The sequence below is a fragment of the Haloarcula sp. MBLA0163 genome (assembly GCF_055632435.1).
This window is the reverse complement of record NZ_CM145745.1, coordinates 3,027,689-3,044,369: the sequence shown is the minus strand read 5'-3', so window position 1 is coordinate 3,044,369 and position 16,681 is coordinate 3,027,689. Positions and strand designations below refer to the sequence as shown.

Below are 16,681 nucleotides of genomic sequence, written 5' to 3'. Positions count from 1 at the left end.
TACCGGGCAGTGACAGACCGACGGCAACTGCAGGCGCTGTTCTTCACTCGCTTCGCCAACTCGTTCGGTATCGTGACGCTGCTGACGCTCCTGCCGACGTACATCGACCTGCTGGACCCGCAGGGGGTCGTCCTCGGGATGTTCGCCACGGGGTTGACGCTCGCACAGGCCGGCACCGTCGTCCCGGTGTCGTATCTGGGCGACCGGTTCGACAAGCGGACGATTCTGCTGGTGGGGCTGGCGCTCGCCACCGCCGTCTACGGCCTGTTCCCGCTGGTCGGGTCCAGCTGGGGGTTCGTCTTCGTCCGCGGGTTGCAGGGCGTCGCCGCCACCGTCGCGGGCCTCCTCGGGCTAGCGCTGGTCGGCCAGCTCGCTCGCGAGAGCGAACGGGGGACCACCATCGGGATGTCCAACTCCTGGCGATTCGCGGCGGCCATCGGCGGGTCGCTGTCGGCGGGAATCCTGTACGACACGTTCGGCTTCGACGCGGTGTTCGGCCTCCTGATGGCCATCAGCGGCCTCGCCTTCCTCGGCGTGCTCGTCTGGGTCGACCCGGACGAGACGACCACCGAGGGGTTCGCGTTCACCGACCTCGCGCTGAACCGCCGCGTCCTCACCATCACGAGCTTCCGCGCGCAGTACGCCGTCGCCGTCACGCTCGTCCGGACGTGGGTGCCCATCTTCGCCGGCGTGGCGGCCGCTCGCGGGGGGCTGGGCTACAACGCGGCGGTACACGGCGCGACGGCCGTCGCCGTCGTCCTCGCCGCCGAGAAGTTCACCAACATGCTCGTCCAGCCCTACACCGGCGGCCTCTCCGACCGCTTCGGTCGCGCCCGCTTCGTCTTCGTCGGCGGCCTCTGCTACGGGCTGGTGGCGCTCGTCGTCCCGTTCACCCCGGCCATCGGGGCGGCGCTGGGGCTGCCGGCGGTGTTCCCCTACTTCGGGAACCTCTCGCCGGCGTTTCTCCCGCTCGTCGCGCTGAACGGCCTCCTCGGCGTCGCCGACTCGCTTCGCGAACCCGCGAGCATGGCGCTGTTCGCCGACGAGGGGAGCGGCAGCGGCGTCGCCTCCAGCTTCGGCGTCCGCGACCTGGTGTGGCGGCCCGGGTCGGTCCTCGCGCCGCTCGCCGGTGGCTGGCTGACGACGAACGTCGGGATGCAGTGGGTGTTCTATCTGGGCGCCGCGGCGGCGTTCACCGGCGTCGCGGCGTTCCTCGGTATCCTCACCCTCCGGCACGGTCGCGCCGGACTGGCCCAGTGGTAGTCAGAGCTCGGCGGCGACGGCGGGCGCGGCGCTGACCTCGCTGACCACGCGCTCCAGGGTGTCGGTGCCGTAGACGGCCTCGACGCCGGCCGCGGAGAGCTTCGTCAGTGCGTTGCTCGCCAGCATCGGGTGGACGCAGGTGACGAACACGCGCCCTGCGTCCCGCTCTTTCAACACCTCGACGGACTCGCTCATCGTCGACCCCGTCGCGATGATGTCGTCGACGAGCACCACGTCCCGACCGGCGACGGGCGCGTCGCTCGGCGTGATCTCTATCTCGCCGCTGTCGTAGTCGCGCTCTTTCTCGAAGTAGTCCGCCTCCCCCTCGCCGTAGGCGTCTCTGGCGGTTATCGGCAGGTCGATGGCGCCCTCGTCGGGCGAGAGGAAGAGGGGGTCCGCGAGGTCCTCGGGCAGCGGGTCCGCGAGGACGCCGGCGGCGTCGACGTGGGCCGTCGGCACGTCGAAGAAGTCACACACCGACGGCTCGTGGGGGTTGACGGTGAGCACGCGGTCGGTGCCCGTCGAGATGGCCCGCGCCATCGCCCGGGAGGAGACCGGTTCGCCCGCCCGGAACGCCTCGTCCTGTCGCGCGTAGCCCATGTACGGCAGGACCGTGACCACCTCGCTGGCGCCGGCCTCGCGGACCGCGTCCTGCAACTGGAGCACCTGCACGTGCGCGTCGCTATCGACGGTGGAGGCGACGACGACGGCACGCTCGCCCGCGACGGCCTCAGGCACACGGACGACGTGTTCGCCGTCGGCGAACCGTTCGTACTCGACCCGCCCCAGTCGCTCGCCCGTCTCTTCGGCCAGCGCCGCCGCGAACGCCTGTGTGTCCGCCCCGGGGATAATCATGTGCGAGGGGTGGCTGGCCGGGCTAAACCGCTTTTCGATTCTCGGGCTCGTACGGGTGGTTCTGGCACGTACCGGCGCTGTCGAGCGTATCCGCCGGACAGCCCCGACGCGCTCGACTCGGGCGCCTCGCTGTCTCCGAAAATCAGAGCGTCTCGAGACGACGACAGAGCGGCGCGCTCTCGAACCATGCGCTCGCTGCACTCGCTCCAGTGCTTGCGTCGCCGAGCACGTCGCCCCTTTCGGTCCGCCCGGTCGGCTGTGTCGACTGCTGTCCGTGGCCGTCTGTTTCGGCGGCTGAACCCCCCGGCTGTCGCGCCAGCAGGAAGGACGTTCGTCAGGCCACGGCGACGCCGACGACGTCGGGGACGCCGAGCGAGCGCTGGCGCCACCCCCCGCGGCCGTCGGCGGTGGCCTCGTCGGCGGTGTCGACGAGGAAGGTGCCGTCCTCGGTGATCGCGTAGGTGTCCTGGCCGTAGGTCACGTCGACGACCCGTTCGCGCACCGGGAGGTCACACGCTCGCCAGTCGCCGTCGACCAGTTCGGAGAGGCTGTCGTCGTCCGCCGCGTGGGTCCGCGCACCGTCGCTCGCCACCGCGCCGTGGCGGCCCGACCGGACCTCGGTCCACTCGCCGCCGTCGCGGGCGTAGAGGCCGTCGGCCGTGGCGGCGTAGCCCGGTGCCACGTCGGTCACGTCCGCGAGGCCCAGCCGCTCGCAGTCCGGCAGGCGGTAGACGCCGCTCTCGGCGGCCAGCAGGTCGCCGTCGATGGCCCGCACGTCGTCGACGGCCCCCAGTCTCACCCACTCGCCGTCGGCGTACCGGGCGACGCGCCCGTCGCCCGCCGCCAGCAACCCGTCGGCCTCGTAGCCCACGGCCGTCGCCGGGCCGAACCCGGTCGGGGCGAACCCGTCCGCGGTCGAGACCAGCACGGCCTCGTCGGTGGCGACGGCCACCTCGCCGTTCGCGCCGGCGACGTCCCGGGCGGTACAGCGCCGTTCGAGGCTGAACCGGCCGACCTGTCCGCCGGCCGTCTCGACCCGGGTCACCCCGAGGCCCGACGCGACGTAGGCGTGGGTCTCGGGCCGTTTCTCCCCGTACATCCGCTTCTCCGAGAGGGCGATGTCGTCGTCGCTCACCTCATATCGCCTCTTTGTACGCTTCGAGGGCATCGTCTACGTCTTCCGCTGTGTGGGCATCACAGATGAACTGTGACTCGAACTGGTTCGCCGTCAGGAACACGCCCCGGTCTTTCATCGCGGGCCAGAACAGGCGCTCCCACCGCTCGGTCTCGGCCTGCTTGACGTCGCTGCCGTCCTTCGGGCAGTGGTCGTAGCGCGGACACTCGGGCCGCTGCTGGCAGCCCGCTTCGCAGTGACCCTCGAAGGTATCGGGCCCGTCGCGCGTGAAGACGACCTTGAACATCGAGTCCGTCCCGACGACGCTGTACTCCGGGGCCTGGTCCTCGAGGATGTCCTGCAGGCCCGAGCGCATCCGCTCGCCCAGTCCGTTCACGTGGTCGTATACGTCGTGTTCGGCTGCATACCGCAGCGTCTCCAGCCCCGCCGCCATCGTCACCGGGTGGCCGGAGAAGGTGCCGGACTGGAACACGTCGCCGGCGGGCGTGAACTGCTCGATTATCTCGCTCTTGCCGCCGATGGCGCCGACGGGGAACCCGCCGCCGACTATCTTGCCGAAGGTGGTGATGTCCGGGTCGACGTCGAACTTCCCCTGTGCACACTGGAGGCCGCCGACGCGGAACCCGGTGATGACCTCGTCGAAGATGAGCAGGGACTCGTGGTCGTTACAGAGGCCCCGGAGGGTCTCGTGGTAGCCGTCGACGGGGTGGACGATGCCGTAGTTCCCGAGGATGGGTTCGGTGAGGACGGCGGCGATGTCGTCGCCGTGCTCGTCGAACACCGCGCGGGCGGCCTCGGGGTCGTTGAACGGCACCGTCAGCGTGTGTTCGGCGAAGCTCTCGGGGATGCCCGGACTCGACGGGTGGGTGTGGTCGCCCTCGCCCTCGACGAGCGTGGACTCCTGGGCGCCGTGGTAGCCGCTCTGCATCACGACGATCTTGTCCCGGCCGGTGTACCCGCGCGCGAGTCGCACTGCCGAGACGGTGGCCTCCGTCCCGGAGTTGACGAACCGCACCATCTCGACGCTGGGGACGTGGCGGGTGACGAACTCAGCGAGTTCCACCTCGACCTCGGTGGGCGCGCCGTACATCGGCCCCTCGGCGGCGTGTCGCTGGACGGCCGACTGGACCTGTTCGGGCATGTCGTGGCCCAGCAGGAGGGGGCCGTACCCCATCACGAAGTCGATGTACCGGTTGCCGTCGGCGTCGACGACGTGGCCGCCGTCGCCCTTCTGGACGAAGAACGGGTACGGGCGGACGGCCCGGACCGATGAGTTGACGCCACCCGGCATCACCGACAGCGCGCGGTCGTACAGCGCTCGCGACTGCTCGTGGTTCATGGCGCGGGGTTCGAACGCTGTCAGAAAGAACCTGACGGGTCACGCCGTCCGGCCTACTGGTACTGGACGAACACTGTCTGAAATTCGTGAAAGATAGAATTTCGTCAAGAGATAGCGTTTTGTATTGCCTCACCTTTCGGATACACAGAGAAATGTTTGCCGAACGTGTTTGTCTCTCGGTCCCGGTCGGACGGCCGTGCGCCCAGCGGGCGCGTGATGGCGCATGAGCGACTGGGTCCCGACGACGTGTATGCGGTGTGCGGTCGGCTGCGGGCACATGCACCGGGCCGCCGACATCGGGTACGGCATCGACACGGTGCGCGGCGACGCCGCCCACCCGGTCAATCAGGGCCTGGCCTGTGCTCGCGGCATCCAGGAGAGCCGCGACCCCGACGGCCAGTGGCTCACGCGGCCCATGGTCCGCGACGACGGCGAGCTGCGCCAGACGACGTGGGACGTGGCGCTCGCCCGCGCCGTTGAGGGCCTGCGGGTGGCCCACGAGAACGACCCCCACTCCGTGGCGGTCCTCGGGAGCGGCCAGCAGACCAACGAGGCCGCCTACGCCCTCGGGAAGGTCGCTCGCGGCGGCTTCGGCACCCGACTGTACGACGCCAACACGACGCTATGCATGGCCAGTGCCGTGACGGCGTACTACAAGGCGTTCGGGAGCGACGCCCCGCCCTGTACGTACGCCGACATCGAGGACGCCGACCGGCACGTCGTCTGGGGAGCCAACCCCGCCGTCGCCCACCCCGTGATGTTCCGCTGGATTCGACAGGCGGCCGACGCCGAGGGCGTCGAACTGCTCACCGTCGACCCGATACGCTCGGAGACGGCCGAGAACAGCGACCACCACGTGGCGCCCGACCCCGGCAAGGACCTCGCGCTGGCGCGGGCCGTCCTCGCGCGACTGGTCGAGACGGACCGCGTCGACGAGGCGTTCGTCGCGGAGGCGACCGACGGGTTCGACGAGTTGCTGGCGACGCTGCCGACCGCCGCTGAGGCGGCCGAGGAGGCCGGCGTCGAGATGGCCGCGGTCGACCTGCTGGCCGACGCGATGGCCCAGCGCGCCCTCCTGTACTGGGGCATGGGCATCAACCAGCACGTGCAAGGTACCGAGACGGCCCGCGCGCTCGTCGACCTCACGCTGGCCTCGGGCAACCTCCGGCCGGGCGGCGGCCCGTTCTCGCTGACCGGGCAGGCCAACTCGATGGGCACCCGAATCTGCTCCTCGAAGGGGTCCTGGCCCGGCCAGCGCGCCTTCGGCGACCCGGACCACCGCCGGGCCGTCGCGGACCACTGGGACGTCCCGGTCGACCGGCTGCCCGACGACACCGGTCCGGGGCCGGTCGGGATGCTCGAAGCCGACCCCGACGCCGTCTGGGCCGTCGCCACGAACCCCGTCGCGGGGATGCCCGACGCCGACAGCGCCCGCGAGACGCTCGCGGACACCTTCCTCGTCGCACAGGACGCCTTCCACACGGAGACCACCCGACTGGCCGACGTGGTGTTGCCCGCGGCAACGTGGGGTGAGTCGGAGGGGACGACGACGAACATGGAGCGGACCATCTCGCGGGTCCGCGCGGCGACGGCGGTCCCCAGCGGCGTCCATCAGGACCTCGACATCGTCGCCACCATCGGGTCCCGCCTGTTTCCCGGCCTCTTCGAGAGCACGTCGCCGGACCCGAGCGACGTCTTCGACGAGTTCGCGACACTCACCGAGGGCACCGTCGCGGACTGTTCGGGCATCACCTACGACCGCTTAGAGGACGCCCACGCCGTGCGCTGGCCCGCCCCCGACGCGGAGAGTTCGGGCGGCTACCGGTACTACGAGGCCGAAGCGGACGGCGCGGAGTCGTGGGCGTTCCCCACCGCGAGCGGCAACGCCCAGTTCTCGACCGGCCGGCAGGGCGACCTGCCGGAACCGACCGACGACGACTACCCGCTGACCCTGACCACCGCCCGCGAGGCCGACGGGTACAACACCGGCGTCCGCTCGCGCGGCGGGGTCGCCGGTGACCTCGTGGCCCGCATCCATCCCGAGACGGTCGCGGCCCACGCCGACCGCGTCGTCGACGACCGCCTGACGGTGACCTCCCGGCGCGGGTCCGCGACGGTCCTCGTCGACGAGGACGAGGGGGTCCCGCGCGGGATGGTGTGGCTCCCCATCCACCACCCGGCGACCAACCGGCTGACCCTCTCCGAACGGGACCCGCAGTCGAAGGAACCGCACTTCAAGCAGTGTGCGGTGCGTCTGGGCGCACCCGACGTCGAACTGCCGCCGGCGGCGGCCGACTGACTCGACGCCTCGGTCACGCGGCGACGGACGGCGACCGCTCAGTCGTCGCCGTACGTCCCCGTCCGAGGGAGGCCGTTTCGGGTCACCGTCGTGGAGGTGTCCGGCGACGACAGCCTGACGGCACACTGCTTGTAGTTCGGTTCGTTCGACTCGGGGTCGACGACTGGTAGAGTCAGTTCGTTGACCGCGGGGTTGTGGACGTCCATCCAGATGGCGCCGGGCGGGATGCTGTCGTCCGGCGCGAGGTCGACGGTCACGCGCGCCCGGCGCGATTCGACGACGGTCCGACCACGGTCGAGGAGGTCGATGTACTGGCCGGCCGTCTCGGGGTGGATGCGCGCCGTCGGGACCCCACCGCTCTCCGTGCGGGTCCGAACGCCCGTGTTGTACGCCTCGGCCCGGCGGCCGGTCGTCAGGAGGAGCGGATAGGTGGCGTCGGTCGGCTCCGGGAGCCCGTCGAACGTCGCCGCCCTGAACTGCGCGTTGCCCGAGTCGGTGGGGAACGACCAGTCGCCGTCGTCGTAGTACCGGTAGCCGCCCTGCGTGGCCGTGTCCGGGGCCGGCCACCGGACGGCCAGTTCCGCGTCGAGGCGGTCGTAGGTGATGCCCGAGCAGTCCGCCTGCGTCCCCGCGGTGAGGTCGCGGATCTCGTCGAACACCGCCTCGGGGTCCAGCGTCGGGTCCGGGAACAGGGTGTCGTCGACGCGGTTCCCGACGGCGGCGATGATGTCGAGGTCCTGCCGGACGGTGTCGACGACGTCGCTGACGGCGGTCACCCTGGAGACGCGCCGCTCCATGTTCATCGTCGTCCCCTCCGTCTCGCCCCACGTGGCCGCCGGCAGGACGACGTCGGCGTGTTCGACCGTCTCCGAACGGAACGCGTCCTGTGCGACGAGGAAGACGTCCTCGAGCGAGCGCGCGACGTTGCTGGCGTCTGGCATCCCCGCGACGGGGTTCGTGGCGACCGTCCAGCAGATGTCGACGTTGCCCCGGTTCATCTGGTCGACGATGCCGACCGGGCCGGGCCCGGACGACTCGGGCAACCGACCGAGCGGGACGTCCCACGCCTCGGCGACGGTCTCCCGGTGTTCCCGCTCGGTGAACGGCCGGTGGCCGGGCCACGTGTCCTTCGAGGCGACCACGCGCGCCCCCATCGAGTTGGCCTGTCCGGTCAGCGAGAACGGGCCGGACCCCGGACCCACGTTGCCCGTCGCGAGACACAGGTTGACGAGCATCCGCGCGGCGTCGGTCCCGCTGGCGCTCTGGTTGACGCCCATCCCCCAGTACAGCAGCGTCGGGTCGGCGAACGCCGCGGCCAGCGTCTCGACCGCGTCGGTGTCGACGCCGGCCGTGCTCGCCGCGGCGTCGACGTCCGGGAGCGACGCCACCAACTCGTCGAACCCGTCGGTGTGGGCGTCGACGAACGCCCGGTCGACGCCGTCGGTGTCGACGACGTGGGCGAGGACCGCCCGGGCGAGTTCGAGGTCGGTCCCGGGTTCGAGCTGGACGAACTGGTCGGCGTCGACCGCCGTCTCGCTCTCGACTGGGTCGACCACGACGAGCCGGCTGTCGTCGTCGCCGGCGCTGTCGAGAATCCAGCGGTACAGCACGGGGTGGGCCGCGGCCGGGTTCGCACCCCAGACGACGTGTGTCCTCGCCTCGGGGACGTCGTCGTAGGTCGGCGGCGGGGCGTCGCTCCCGAAGGCGTCGTAGTACGCGGCCACCGCCGAGGACATGCACAGCGTCGTGTTGGCGTCGAAGTGTTTCGTCCCGATGCCACCGCGGGCGAGTTTGCCGAGGGCGTAGGCGGCCTCGTTGGTCTGCTGGCCGCTCCCGAGGACCGCCACGGAGTGAGGGTCCTCGGCTATCGCCTGGATGAGCTCCGTGGCGACGAGGCCCAGCGCCGTCTCCCAGGACGTGGGTCTGAGCGTGTCGCCGCGACGGACCAGCGGCTCCGTGAGCCACTCGCCAGCCGGGTCCGCCGTCTCCCTGATGCCGCGCTCGCAGGCGAGTCCCCTGGTCCCCGGGTGGTCGTAGTCGCCCCGTACCTTGTCGACGCCGTACCCCTCGTCGACGCCGCGCTGCTGCTGGCCACAGCCGACCGCACACCGCATACACGTCGTCGGTTTCCAGTAGGTCATCTGTCGAAACGGGTCCTCACTCGGTCCGGCCGCGGGCGCCGGGCCTCCGGACGGTCGACGTCGGTGCGTCGAAGTTGCGATTGACGTACGTACATTATTCTGCCGGACCTCTCCTGTCTTCTCTCATAAGTGCGCGCTATCGACGGCGATTTATCGGTTCTAGTCTCGTACAACTGTACGAATAACGCTTTCGTTGCCCGAAAATATCGGCACTCGCGGCACCGAGTATATGTCCCGGTACGGCCCGAGAGCGAGTGCAACGGCCGATATCGAGCACTCCGCCGCGTCCGAGAACCTGCGCCGCCGCCGCGACGGATTGACGATTGCACAGTCGCGGCACCGGCTCCGCCGGTGTTGGCAAAAAACGCTCGTCCCAGGGGGACACCGACCACCGGATTGGTGGGATGTGCGCGCACAGCCGAAAAGTTACGATTTTGTAAACGGGTAGGGTTATTATGCCGCGTTCGTTACGCCATTCTGTATCAATGTGTGCGAACGTAGGAGAAAAAAGCGCAAAAGTTCATGATGTACGAGCAGTCTTGGCCGGCAGTGGGCAACTGACCACGTCCGCGGAGGTGGGCCGATGGGGCTGATCCGGATGACGAAGTACCGGACGCTGCTGCTGGCGACCATCGGGTTCAACTTCTCCTTCCTCATCTGGTTCTCCTTCGCCCCGTTCACGGGGCCGATGGCCGAGGAGTTCGGCCTGACGACGGCCGAGATCGGCATCCTCGCGAGTTCGGCCATCTGGATGGCGCCGTTCGGTCGGATGCTGACCGGCTGGCTCTCCGATAAGTTCGGCGCCCCGACCATCTTCGCCATCGTGCTCGCCTACGTCGGCGTGTTCTCGATGGCGAGCGCGTTCATCGAGACGTACTCCCTCTTTTTCGCCACCCGCATCATCGTCGCGACGGCCGGCATCACGTTCGTCATCGGCATCCAGCACGTCGCCGAGTGGTGGGAGGAGGAGAACCTCGGGCTGGCAGAGGGCATCTACGCTGGCGTCGGCAACGCCGGGGCCGCGGGCGGGGCGCTCGTCCTCCCACGCGTGTTCGGTAGCGACTGGAGCGGCCCGCTGTTCTCGACGAACTGGCGCGCCGCCTTCTTCTACACCGGCATCGTCTCCATCCTCCTCGCCGTCGCGTACTACGCGCTCGGTGAGGCCGCCAAGAGCGAGGAGAAGCGGCAGGCCACGAAGGACAACGCGAGCTTCAAGGACTGGATCCACACGGCCACGCGCTACGGCACCGTCGTCCTCGCGCTGGCGTACATCATGTCGTTCGGCCTCGAACTGTCGATGAACGGCTGGCTCGCCACCTACTACCGCGAGGCGTTCGACCAGAACAACCTCGTGCTCGCGAGCACGTTCGCCGCCACCTTCTCCATCGCCGCGGGCCTGCTCCGGCCGATCGGCGGCTACGTCAGCGACGTGCTCGCCCGCAAGGAACTGGACATCCTGCCGTTCTTCCACGGCCGCTACCGCGAGCAGTGGACGTTCGTCACGCTGTGTTTCATCGTCGTGACGATGTTCGGGATGACGCTGGCCGGGCTCTCCGGAGTCCTGCTGAACGCCGTCGTCGTCGGCTTCCTCGTCGGCACGGCCTGTGCCTTCGCCGAGGGCTCCATCTTCGCGATGGTCCCCTCGATGTTCCCCAACAGCTCCGGCGCCGTCGCGGGCGTCGTCGGCGGCGTCGGCACCGTCGGTGGCATCCTCTACCCGCTGGTCTACTCCGCGCCGTGGCTGGCGAACCTCCACCTCGGCTACTCCATCGTCGGGGCGTCGATGGTTCCCATCGTCCTGCTGGCCGCGTGGGTGTTCCGCCCGGAGATAGCGAGCGTCGCCAACACGGCCGGCTTCGTCGGCGACAGCGGCGCGACGGAGACGGTGGCGTCCGGGGACGACTGATGCGCAGTGGCGTCGTCCTCGCGGGCGGGTACTCGACCCGCTTCGGTGCCGACGACAAGGCGACGGCCGAACTCGACGGGACGCCGCTCGTCCGCCGGGTCGTCGACCGCGTCGCACCGGCCGTCGACGAGGTGGTGGTCAACTGCCGGCGCGGACAGCGCGCGGCCATCGCGGACGCGCTGGACGGGCACGACTACCGCCTCGCCGTCGACCCGGTTCCCGACGGCGGCCCGGTCGCGGGGGTCCGCGCCGGCTGCCGGGTCGCTCGCGGGCAGGAGACGTTCGTCACGGCCTGTGACATGCCCTTCGTCCGACCGCGACTGGCCGACCGGCTGTTCGAGGCCAGCGAGGGCGACGGTGCCGTCCCCCGTATCGGCGGTCGCCTCCGACCGCTGGCGGCCGTCTACGACACGCGGGCCGCCGTCGAGGCCGCGGACACCACGCTCGGTCTGGGGTCGGGCGCGCTCAGGGACCTGCTCGACCGCCTGACGATGACGGTCGTGCCCGGGCCCGCGCCGGCGCGTGCCGTCAGCGACATCGACACGCGCGCCGGCCTGCGAGCCGCCGAGTCGCGGTCGACGTGACCGTCCCGTAGTCGCCGTCCTCGCGCGTCGCTCCCTGTCCCGTCCCGGGTCCGTCACACCCGAGCGGTTCTGAACGGTCGTCCGCCCCAAGGAGGTGAATGTTACGTTCGTCAAAGTCGGCGTCCTCACGCCGTACCCGCGAGGGCGTTCTGGACGGTCGTCCGCCGGAGCGATTGTAATGGCGGTTTTGTCAAGGACTACCGTTTTAGGGTTCTGGATACAACGCCAAAACGTGAATTAGCGGACGTTCGACAATATATGCACGACAAAAGTAAACGAACTTTCGTAACCGAGGGAGTCTGACGATGGCACACAAGAAAGAGGACGTCAAAGGCGAACTGTACGGCGACGAGGTACGCGAGAAGCTCGAAGAGTTCGCCGAGCGGGGCTGGGAGTCCATCCCCGAGGACGAGCGCGAGGCGTGGTTCTCGCGGTTCAAGTTCTGGGGCGTCTTCCACCACCGCGGCGGACAGGAGTCGTACTTCATGATGCGGCTCACCAACTGCGGCGGGGTGCTGGAGCCCGAACAGCTCCGAACGATCGGCGAGGTCGCCCGCGACTACGCGAGGGGTCCCGCGGAGAACCCCGAGTTCGGCAACGGCTGGATAGACCTCACGACCCGCCAGTCCATCCAACTGCACTGGCTGAAACTCGAAGACATCCCGGAAATCTGGGACAAGCTCGAGGCCGTCGGCGTCTCCTCTCGCTCCGCGGGCGGGGACACGATGCGCAACATCTCGGGCTGTCCGGTCGCCGGCAAGGCCGAGGAGTACGTCGAGTCTCGCCCCATCCTCGACGAGATCCAGGAGACGATCCGCGGGGACGACGACCTCGCGAACATGCCCCGGAAGTTCAACATCTCGGTGTCGGGGTGTCGGCAGGGCTGTGCGCAGGACGCCATCAACGACATCGGCCTCGAACCGGCCCACAAGATAATCGACGGCGAGGAGGTCGAGGGGTTCAACGTCCGCGTCGGCGGCGGCCTCGGCGGCCGCGAACCGCGCGAAGCCCGCTCGCTGGACCTGTTCGTCCGGCCGGACCACGCCGTCGAGACGGTCCGGGCCTTCGTCGAGTTCTACCACGAGGCGGGGAACCGACAGAACCGGTCGAAGAACCGCGCGCGCTTCTTCGTCGACGAACACGGGACCGACGCCATCCGCGAGGAACTGGCCGACCGCCTCGACTTCGAGTTCGAGACCGCGGGGACGGACTTCCGCGGCGAGTACACGTACAACGCCGGGAAGAACGCGAAGCACGGCGCCCACGACCACGTCGGCGTCTACGACCAGCGAGACGACAAGAACTACGTCGGCCTCTCGGTCCCCGTCGGTCGCCTCCCGGCCGAGGACGCCGTCGAACTGGCCGACCTCGCCGACGCCTACGGCTCCGGGGAGGTGCGACTGACCCGCCGGCAGAACCCCCTCATCATGGACGTGCCCGACGGGAACCTCGCGAACCTGCTGAACGAACCGTTGCTCGACACGTACTCGCCGGAGCCGAACCCGTTCGTGCAGGGCGCGATGGCCTGTACCGGGACGGAGTTCTGCTCGCTCGCGCTCACCGAGACGAAGGCCCGGATGGCCCGCCTCCTGCGGTGGCTGGGCGACAACGTCGAGGTGCCCGACGACGTCGACCGCATCAAGATGCACTTCTCGGGCTGTACGGCCGACTGCGGGCAGGCGATGACCGCCGACATCGGTCTGCAGGGGATGCGCGCCCGGAAGGACGGCGAGATGGTCGAGGCGATGGACGTCGGCGTCGGCGGCGGCATGGGCGAGGACCCCTCGTTCATCGAGTGGGTGCGCCAGCGCGTGCCCGCCGACGAGGTGCCCGGCATGATAGCCAACATCGTCGAGGCGTACGCGGCGCTGCGCTCGGAGGGCCAGACCTTCGGCGAGTGGGTCGACGCCACCGGTCACGAGACCATCGTGGAACTGGCCGAACCCCACGAGGTCGAGGGGTACACCGACCCCTGTCTGGCCGACGGGAAGCAGTCGTGGTACCCCTTCGACGACGGCGAGAGCCCGGCGCCGACGGACGCCAGCGGCGAACCGCTGTCGGCGGACGACTGACCATGTCCGAGACGGACGAGCAGCGGGTCGAATAGGCGGCGTCCCGCACACAGGCGGTGGCCTACGACGCGGCACCGGAACTCGTAGAGTAGCCAGCGGCCGTCGTTCGACCGCCGAGCTACTACCCGCGGCCGCCGGCCCGGAGTCGGCACCCCGACGGGGGACCTGTTCGTGTCCACTGTCACCCCCGTCGGCTCGTTCTGCGTTCGCTCGCCTCAGAGCCACCGCGCCAGCCCCGCGCTCGTCGCCATCTCCACGACGCCGAAGACGACGGCCGGCAGCGCGGCGTCCGGCGGGAACCCCGCCGCGACGACCAGCGCCGCCGCGACGGCGAAGTCGCGCATCCCCACCGAGAGCGCGCCGGCGATGCGGGTCGGGCGGTCGCTCCCACTCGTCGAGAGCCATCCGAGGCCGTACCCCACGCCGTTGAGTGCCAGCGCCCCGGCCGCGACCACGGCGAGGACCGCGCCGTCGCTCCGCAACAGCGCGGCGTTGGCTCCTGTCACGCCCCCGATGACGAGGACGACCATCACCGCCGAGACGGCCGGGTAGACGTCCTCGCGTGCGCTGACTCGCACCGGGAACCGCGCGCGGACGGCCATAGCCAGCGCCATCGGCCCGACGACCGCGACGAGCAACTGTTCGACGACGGGCCACGTGTCGACGGTGACGCCGCCGGCGAACAGCCCCGTGGCGACGGGGACGACGACGGTACTCCCGACGCCCGCGACCACGAGGACGACCGACGACAGGGCGGTGTTCCCGCCGGCCAGTTCGGTCATCGTCGGCGTGACGAGCTCGGGCGTCACCGCCCCCAGCAGCACGAATCCGACGGTCAGGGCCGGGGACAGCGAGAGCGCTCGTGCGAGGCCGAACGCCACTATCGGCATCGCGAGGTGGGCGAGAAGCGTCGTCGCCAACGGCCGGGGGTCGATGGCTCGGAAGCGGTCGGCCGACAGCGTCAGCGAGACGCTCCCGACCATCACGGCGAGCATCGGCGTCGCGGCCCGCGTGACGACGGCCACCCCCGGGACGAGGACGCCGACGGCGACGGCCAGCAGGACCCACCCCAGCAGGTACTCTTCGACGACGTCGGCGAGAGACACGTCTCGACGTGGGTGGGCCGGCCAGTTGGGCGTTGTCACTCGCCGACGCGGGCGAGTATCGCGTCCACGTCGATACCGCCGGCCTCGTCCTTGTCCCAGACCGTCTCGCCGTCGGCGGTCACGCGGAAGACGCCGCCGTGGCCCGGCGTCAGGCTGACGCCGTCGAGGTCACGGCCGTACTCGTCGAGCAATGCCGTCTGGAGGTCGATAGCGCTGTCGCGGAGTCCACAGGGGACACAGTACTCGATGTCGACGTACACGCGTCGAACGTGGGTCCGGCGGGCCGTAAAACGACTGTACGACGCTAGAAACCGGGTTACCGTACGGAAACCCGTCCCGGTCCTTTTGGTCGCTGGCCGGCGTAGTGACCGTATGAGCGACACTCGCTCGGACACCGACTGTGCGGCGTCGTGGTGTGTCGACGACCCGTGGTGTGGCCTGACCTGCGCCGTGGACGTGCTGGGGCACAAGTGGCACCCGGTCGTCGTCCACCGGTTGCTCGCGCGCGGACCGATGGGGTTCGGCGAGCTGGCCGACGACATCGGCGCTGTCACCAACAAGGTCCTCTCGGAGACGCTCGCCGACCTCGAGGCGGCGGCGGTCGTCGACCGGACCGTCGTCGACGACCGCCCCGTCCGCGTCGAGTACTCGCTGACCGACGACGGCGAGGCGCTGGCGCCGGCCATCGAGGCGTTGCAGGACTGGGGCGAGCAGCACCTCGACGACTGACTACAGCACGTCGCCGGCGTTCGTATCCACGGCCACGTCGGTGTCGGCGTCGATGTCCTGGATGAGCGCGACGAGCGACTCGAGTTCCGGGAACGTGTAGACGGTCATCCCGAGGTCGCCGTCCTCGACGGTAATCTGGGAGTCGATGACGAAGACCAACTCCGACTCCGGCCACCCGCCCATCTTGTCGACGATGCCGCTCGCCGGGCCGTACACGAAGTTCGGCGTCCCCATGTCGATGGTCGTATCGAGGACGTTCGCCCATCCGTCGATGAACGCCGAGGTCATGATGTTGCCGATCTCCTGCATGGCCGACCGTTCCATGTCGGAGAAGCCGTCGCCGTCGCTCGGGTCGCCCATCCCGCCCATCATCGCGCCGGCCAGTCGCTTGCTGTCGGCCGGGTCGAGCATGAACAGGACGTAGCCGTAGGGCGCCTCGTTCAGTTCGACGAAGATGCCGACCTGTCGCTCGTTCCCGATGTGGGTCTTCACGTCCGAGATGTCGAGGAAGTTGATCTGTGACGTGTGTACCGACGCGTTCAGACCGGTCAGCTGGCCGAGGTTGTCCGCGACGGTCCCCGACCCCTCTTTGGCCATCTGGTTGAAGAGGTCGAGTTTCCGCACGTCGACTTGCAGGCCCATACCCACTCGAACGGCGCGACCGGCTTAACGCCACCGCACACTGGCTGGCACCGGCGTCGACGGTAGCGCCGTGGGCGAACCGACGGCGGACGGCGAGCCACGGGCTCGGCAGTATTGAAAGTGGGAGAAAGGGCGGCCCCGACGGCCCGACTACGCGTCGGTGTCGTCGACCGGGAACTGCTCGTGTTCGCGGACGGTGTTCAGCACGACCGAGGTGGACGCGCTCTCGACGTCCGGGTCGGTGAGCAGGTCCTTGATGCGGGCGTTCATCTCGTTCGTGTCGCGGAACTTCCCGACGGCGACGATATCGTGGCTGCCCGTGACCTCGTACACCGCGACCATGTTCTTCAGGTCGCGCAGGCGTTCGGTCACGTCCACGAGACCACTGCCGTCGACCGACAGCTGGAAGACGGCGGTGACCTCGTAGCCCAGCTCCTGGTAGTCGAGTCGGGGCGTGTACTCCTCGATGACGCCGGACTCCACCAGCTGGTCCATCCGGCGCGAGACGGTCGTGGCCGCGACGCCGGTCTCGGCGGCGACGTCACGAGCGCTCGCCCGGCCGTCCCGGAGCAGAGCGTTCACGACCTGCCTGTCGATGTCGTCGACCATC

At 69.6% G+C, this 16,681-nt stretch carries 14 protein-coding genes; 6 read left to right on the top strand and 8 right to left on the bottom strand.

Translation table 11 applies throughout. The features are described from left to right. The first annotated feature begins 9 nt into the window (after positions 1-9). The gene (locus ACV7GQ_RS16295; protein ID WP_470311257.1) at positions 10-1,263 is read left to right on the top strand and encodes an MFS transporter; all 1,254 of its coding nucleotides are present in this window, start codon (positions 10-12) and stop codon (positions 1,261-1,263) included. On the opposite strand, the gene prs is transcribed toward ACV7GQ_RS16295, so the two are convergent. The 3 genes from prs to hemL all read right to left on the bottom strand — a co-directional run bounded on the left by prs (position 1,264) and on the right by hemL (position 4,592). Beyond that, entirely contained in the window at positions 1,264-2,118 is an 855-nt protein-coding gene (prs, locus tag ACV7GQ_RS16290; protein ID WP_470311256.1) for a ribose-phosphate diphosphokinase, read from the bottom strand. It abuts the gene before it with no gap. 334 nt (positions 2,119-2,452) lie between these two features. Then, positions 2,453-3,253, bottom strand: a complete 801-nt coding sequence (locus tag ACV7GQ_RS16285) for an HVO_0234 family beta-propeller protein (RefSeq protein ID WP_470311255.1) — start codon at positions 3,251-3,253, stop codon at positions 2,453-2,455. A 1-nt stretch (position 3,254) separates the two neighbouring features. Beyond that, the gene (hemL, locus tag ACV7GQ_RS16280) at positions 3,255-4,592 is read right to left on the bottom strand and encodes a glutamate-1-semialdehyde 2,1-aminomutase (RefSeq protein ID WP_470311254.1); all 1,338 of its coding nucleotides are present in this window, start codon (positions 4,590-4,592) and stop codon (positions 3,255-3,257) included. A 223-nt stretch (positions 4,593-4,815) separates the two neighbouring features. Here hemL and nasA (ACV7GQ_RS16275) point away from each other — a divergent pair, with 223 nt between their 5' ends. Then, positions 4,816-6,891 carry an assimilatory nitrate reductase NasA gene (gene nasA / locus ACV7GQ_RS16275; RefSeq protein WP_470311253.1) on the top strand — a complete coding sequence of 692 codons (2,076 nt, stop codon included), beginning with the start codon at positions 4,816-4,818 and terminating at the stop codon, positions 6,889-6,891. A 38-nt stretch (positions 6,892-6,929) separates the two neighbouring features. Here the strand turns inward: nasA (ACV7GQ_RS16275) and nasA (ACV7GQ_RS16270) are convergent, their stop codons facing one another. Beyond that, the gene (gene nasA, locus ACV7GQ_RS16270; protein ID WP_470311252.1) at positions 6,930-9,032 is read right to left on the bottom strand and encodes an assimilatory nitrate reductase NasA; all 2,103 of its coding nucleotides are present in this window, start codon (positions 9,030-9,032) and stop codon (positions 6,930-6,932) included. 583 nt (positions 9,033-9,615) lie between these two features. Between nasA (ACV7GQ_RS16270) and ACV7GQ_RS16265 the strand changes: the two genes are divergently transcribed. The 3 genes from ACV7GQ_RS16265 (at position 9,616) to ACV7GQ_RS16255 (ending at position 13,594) form a co-directional block, all read left to right on the top strand. Then, complete coding sequence (locus tag ACV7GQ_RS16265; protein WP_470311251.1) at positions 9,616-10,938, top strand: MFS transporter; 1,323 nt, start codon at positions 9,616-9,618, stop codon at positions 10,936-10,938. Continuing rightward, the gene (gene mobA / locus ACV7GQ_RS16260) at positions 10,938-11,522 is read left to right on the top strand and encodes a molybdenum cofactor guanylyltransferase (protein WP_470311250.1); all 585 of its coding nucleotides are present in this window, start codon (positions 10,938-10,940) and stop codon (positions 11,520-11,522) included. Before ACV7GQ_RS16265 ends, mobA begins: the two co-directional genes overlap by 1 nt. Positions 11,523-11,827: 305 nt before the next feature. Further along, positions 11,828-13,594, top strand: coding sequence for a nitrite/sulfite reductase (locus ACV7GQ_RS16255; RefSeq protein ID WP_470311249.1), 1,767 nt, complete (start codon positions 11,828-11,830; stop codon positions 13,592-13,594). 215 nt (positions 13,595-13,809) lie between these two features. On the opposite strand, the gene ACV7GQ_RS16250 is transcribed toward ACV7GQ_RS16255, so the two are convergent. Beyond that, entirely contained in the window at positions 13,810-14,700 is an 891-nt protein-coding gene (locus ACV7GQ_RS16250; RefSeq protein ID WP_470311248.1) for a bile acid:sodium symporter family protein, read from the bottom strand. A gap of 35 nt (positions 14,701-14,735) precedes the next feature. After that, complete coding sequence (locus tag ACV7GQ_RS16245) at positions 14,736-14,960, bottom strand: SelT/SelW/SelH family protein (RefSeq protein WP_470311247.1); 225 nt, start codon at positions 14,958-14,960, stop codon at positions 14,736-14,738. A 112-nt stretch (positions 14,961-15,072) separates the two neighbouring features. Between ACV7GQ_RS16245 and ACV7GQ_RS16240 the strand changes: the two genes are divergently transcribed. After that, a complete protein-coding gene (locus ACV7GQ_RS16240) occupies positions 15,073-15,429 on the top strand; it encodes a winged helix-turn-helix transcriptional regulator (RefSeq protein WP_470311246.1) in 357 nt (118 codons plus the stop codon). On the opposite strand, the gene ACV7GQ_RS16235 is transcribed toward ACV7GQ_RS16240, so the two are convergent. Continuing rightward, positions 15,430-16,071: a chemotaxis protein CheC gene (locus tag ACV7GQ_RS16235; RefSeq protein ID WP_470311245.1), complete on the bottom strand. Its 642-nt coding sequence runs from the start codon at positions 16,069-16,071 to the stop codon at positions 15,430-15,432. 150 nt (positions 16,072-16,221) lie between these two features. Then, positions 16,222-16,680, bottom strand: coding sequence for an HTH-type transcriptional regulator Lrp (lrp, locus tag ACV7GQ_RS16230; protein WP_220617606.1), 459 nt, complete (start codon positions 16,678-16,680; stop codon positions 16,222-16,224). Position 16,681 lies beyond the last annotated feature (1 nt).

What these genes read in the sequence shown, in the direction of transcription:
- ACV7GQ_RS16255 (WP_470311249.1), top strand. Translation starts at nt 11,828, where the DNA reads ATGGCACACAAGAAAGAGGACGTCAAAGGCGAACTGTACGGCGACGAG.
- nasA (WP_470311252.1), bottom strand. Translation starts at nt 9,032, where the DNA reads ATGACCTACTGGAAACCGACGACGTGTATGCGGTGTGCGGTCGGCTGT.
- nasA (WP_470311253.1), top strand. Translation starts at nt 4,816, where the DNA reads ATGAGCGACTGGGTCCCGACGACGTGTATGCGGTGTGCGGTCGGCTGC.
- prs (WP_470311256.1), bottom strand. Translation starts at nt 2,118, where the DNA reads ATGATTATCCCCGGGGCGGACACACAGGCGTTCGCGGCGGCGCTGGCC.
- ACV7GQ_RS16235 (WP_470311245.1), bottom strand. Translation starts at nt 16,071, where the DNA reads ATGGGCCTGCAAGTCGACGTGCGGAAACTCGACCTCTTCAACCAGATG.
- mobA (WP_470311250.1), top strand. Translation starts at nt 10,938, where the DNA reads ATGCGCAGTGGCGTCGTCCTCGCGGGCGGGTACTCGACCCGCTTCGGT.
- ACV7GQ_RS16265 (WP_470311251.1), top strand. Translation starts at nt 9,616, where the DNA reads ATGGGGCTGATCCGGATGACGAAGTACCGGACGCTGCTGCTGGCGACC.
- lrp (WP_220617606.1), bottom strand. Translation starts at nt 16,680, where the DNA reads ATGGTCGACGACATCGACAGGCAGGTCGTGAACGCTCTGCTCCGGGAC.
- hemL (WP_470311254.1), bottom strand. Translation starts at nt 4,592, where the DNA reads ATGAACCACGAGCAGTCGCGAGCGCTGTACGACCGCGCGCTGTCGGTG.
- ACV7GQ_RS16240 (WP_470311246.1), top strand. Translation starts at nt 15,073, where the DNA reads ATGAGCGACACTCGCTCGGACACCGACTGTGCGGCGTCGTGGTGTGTC.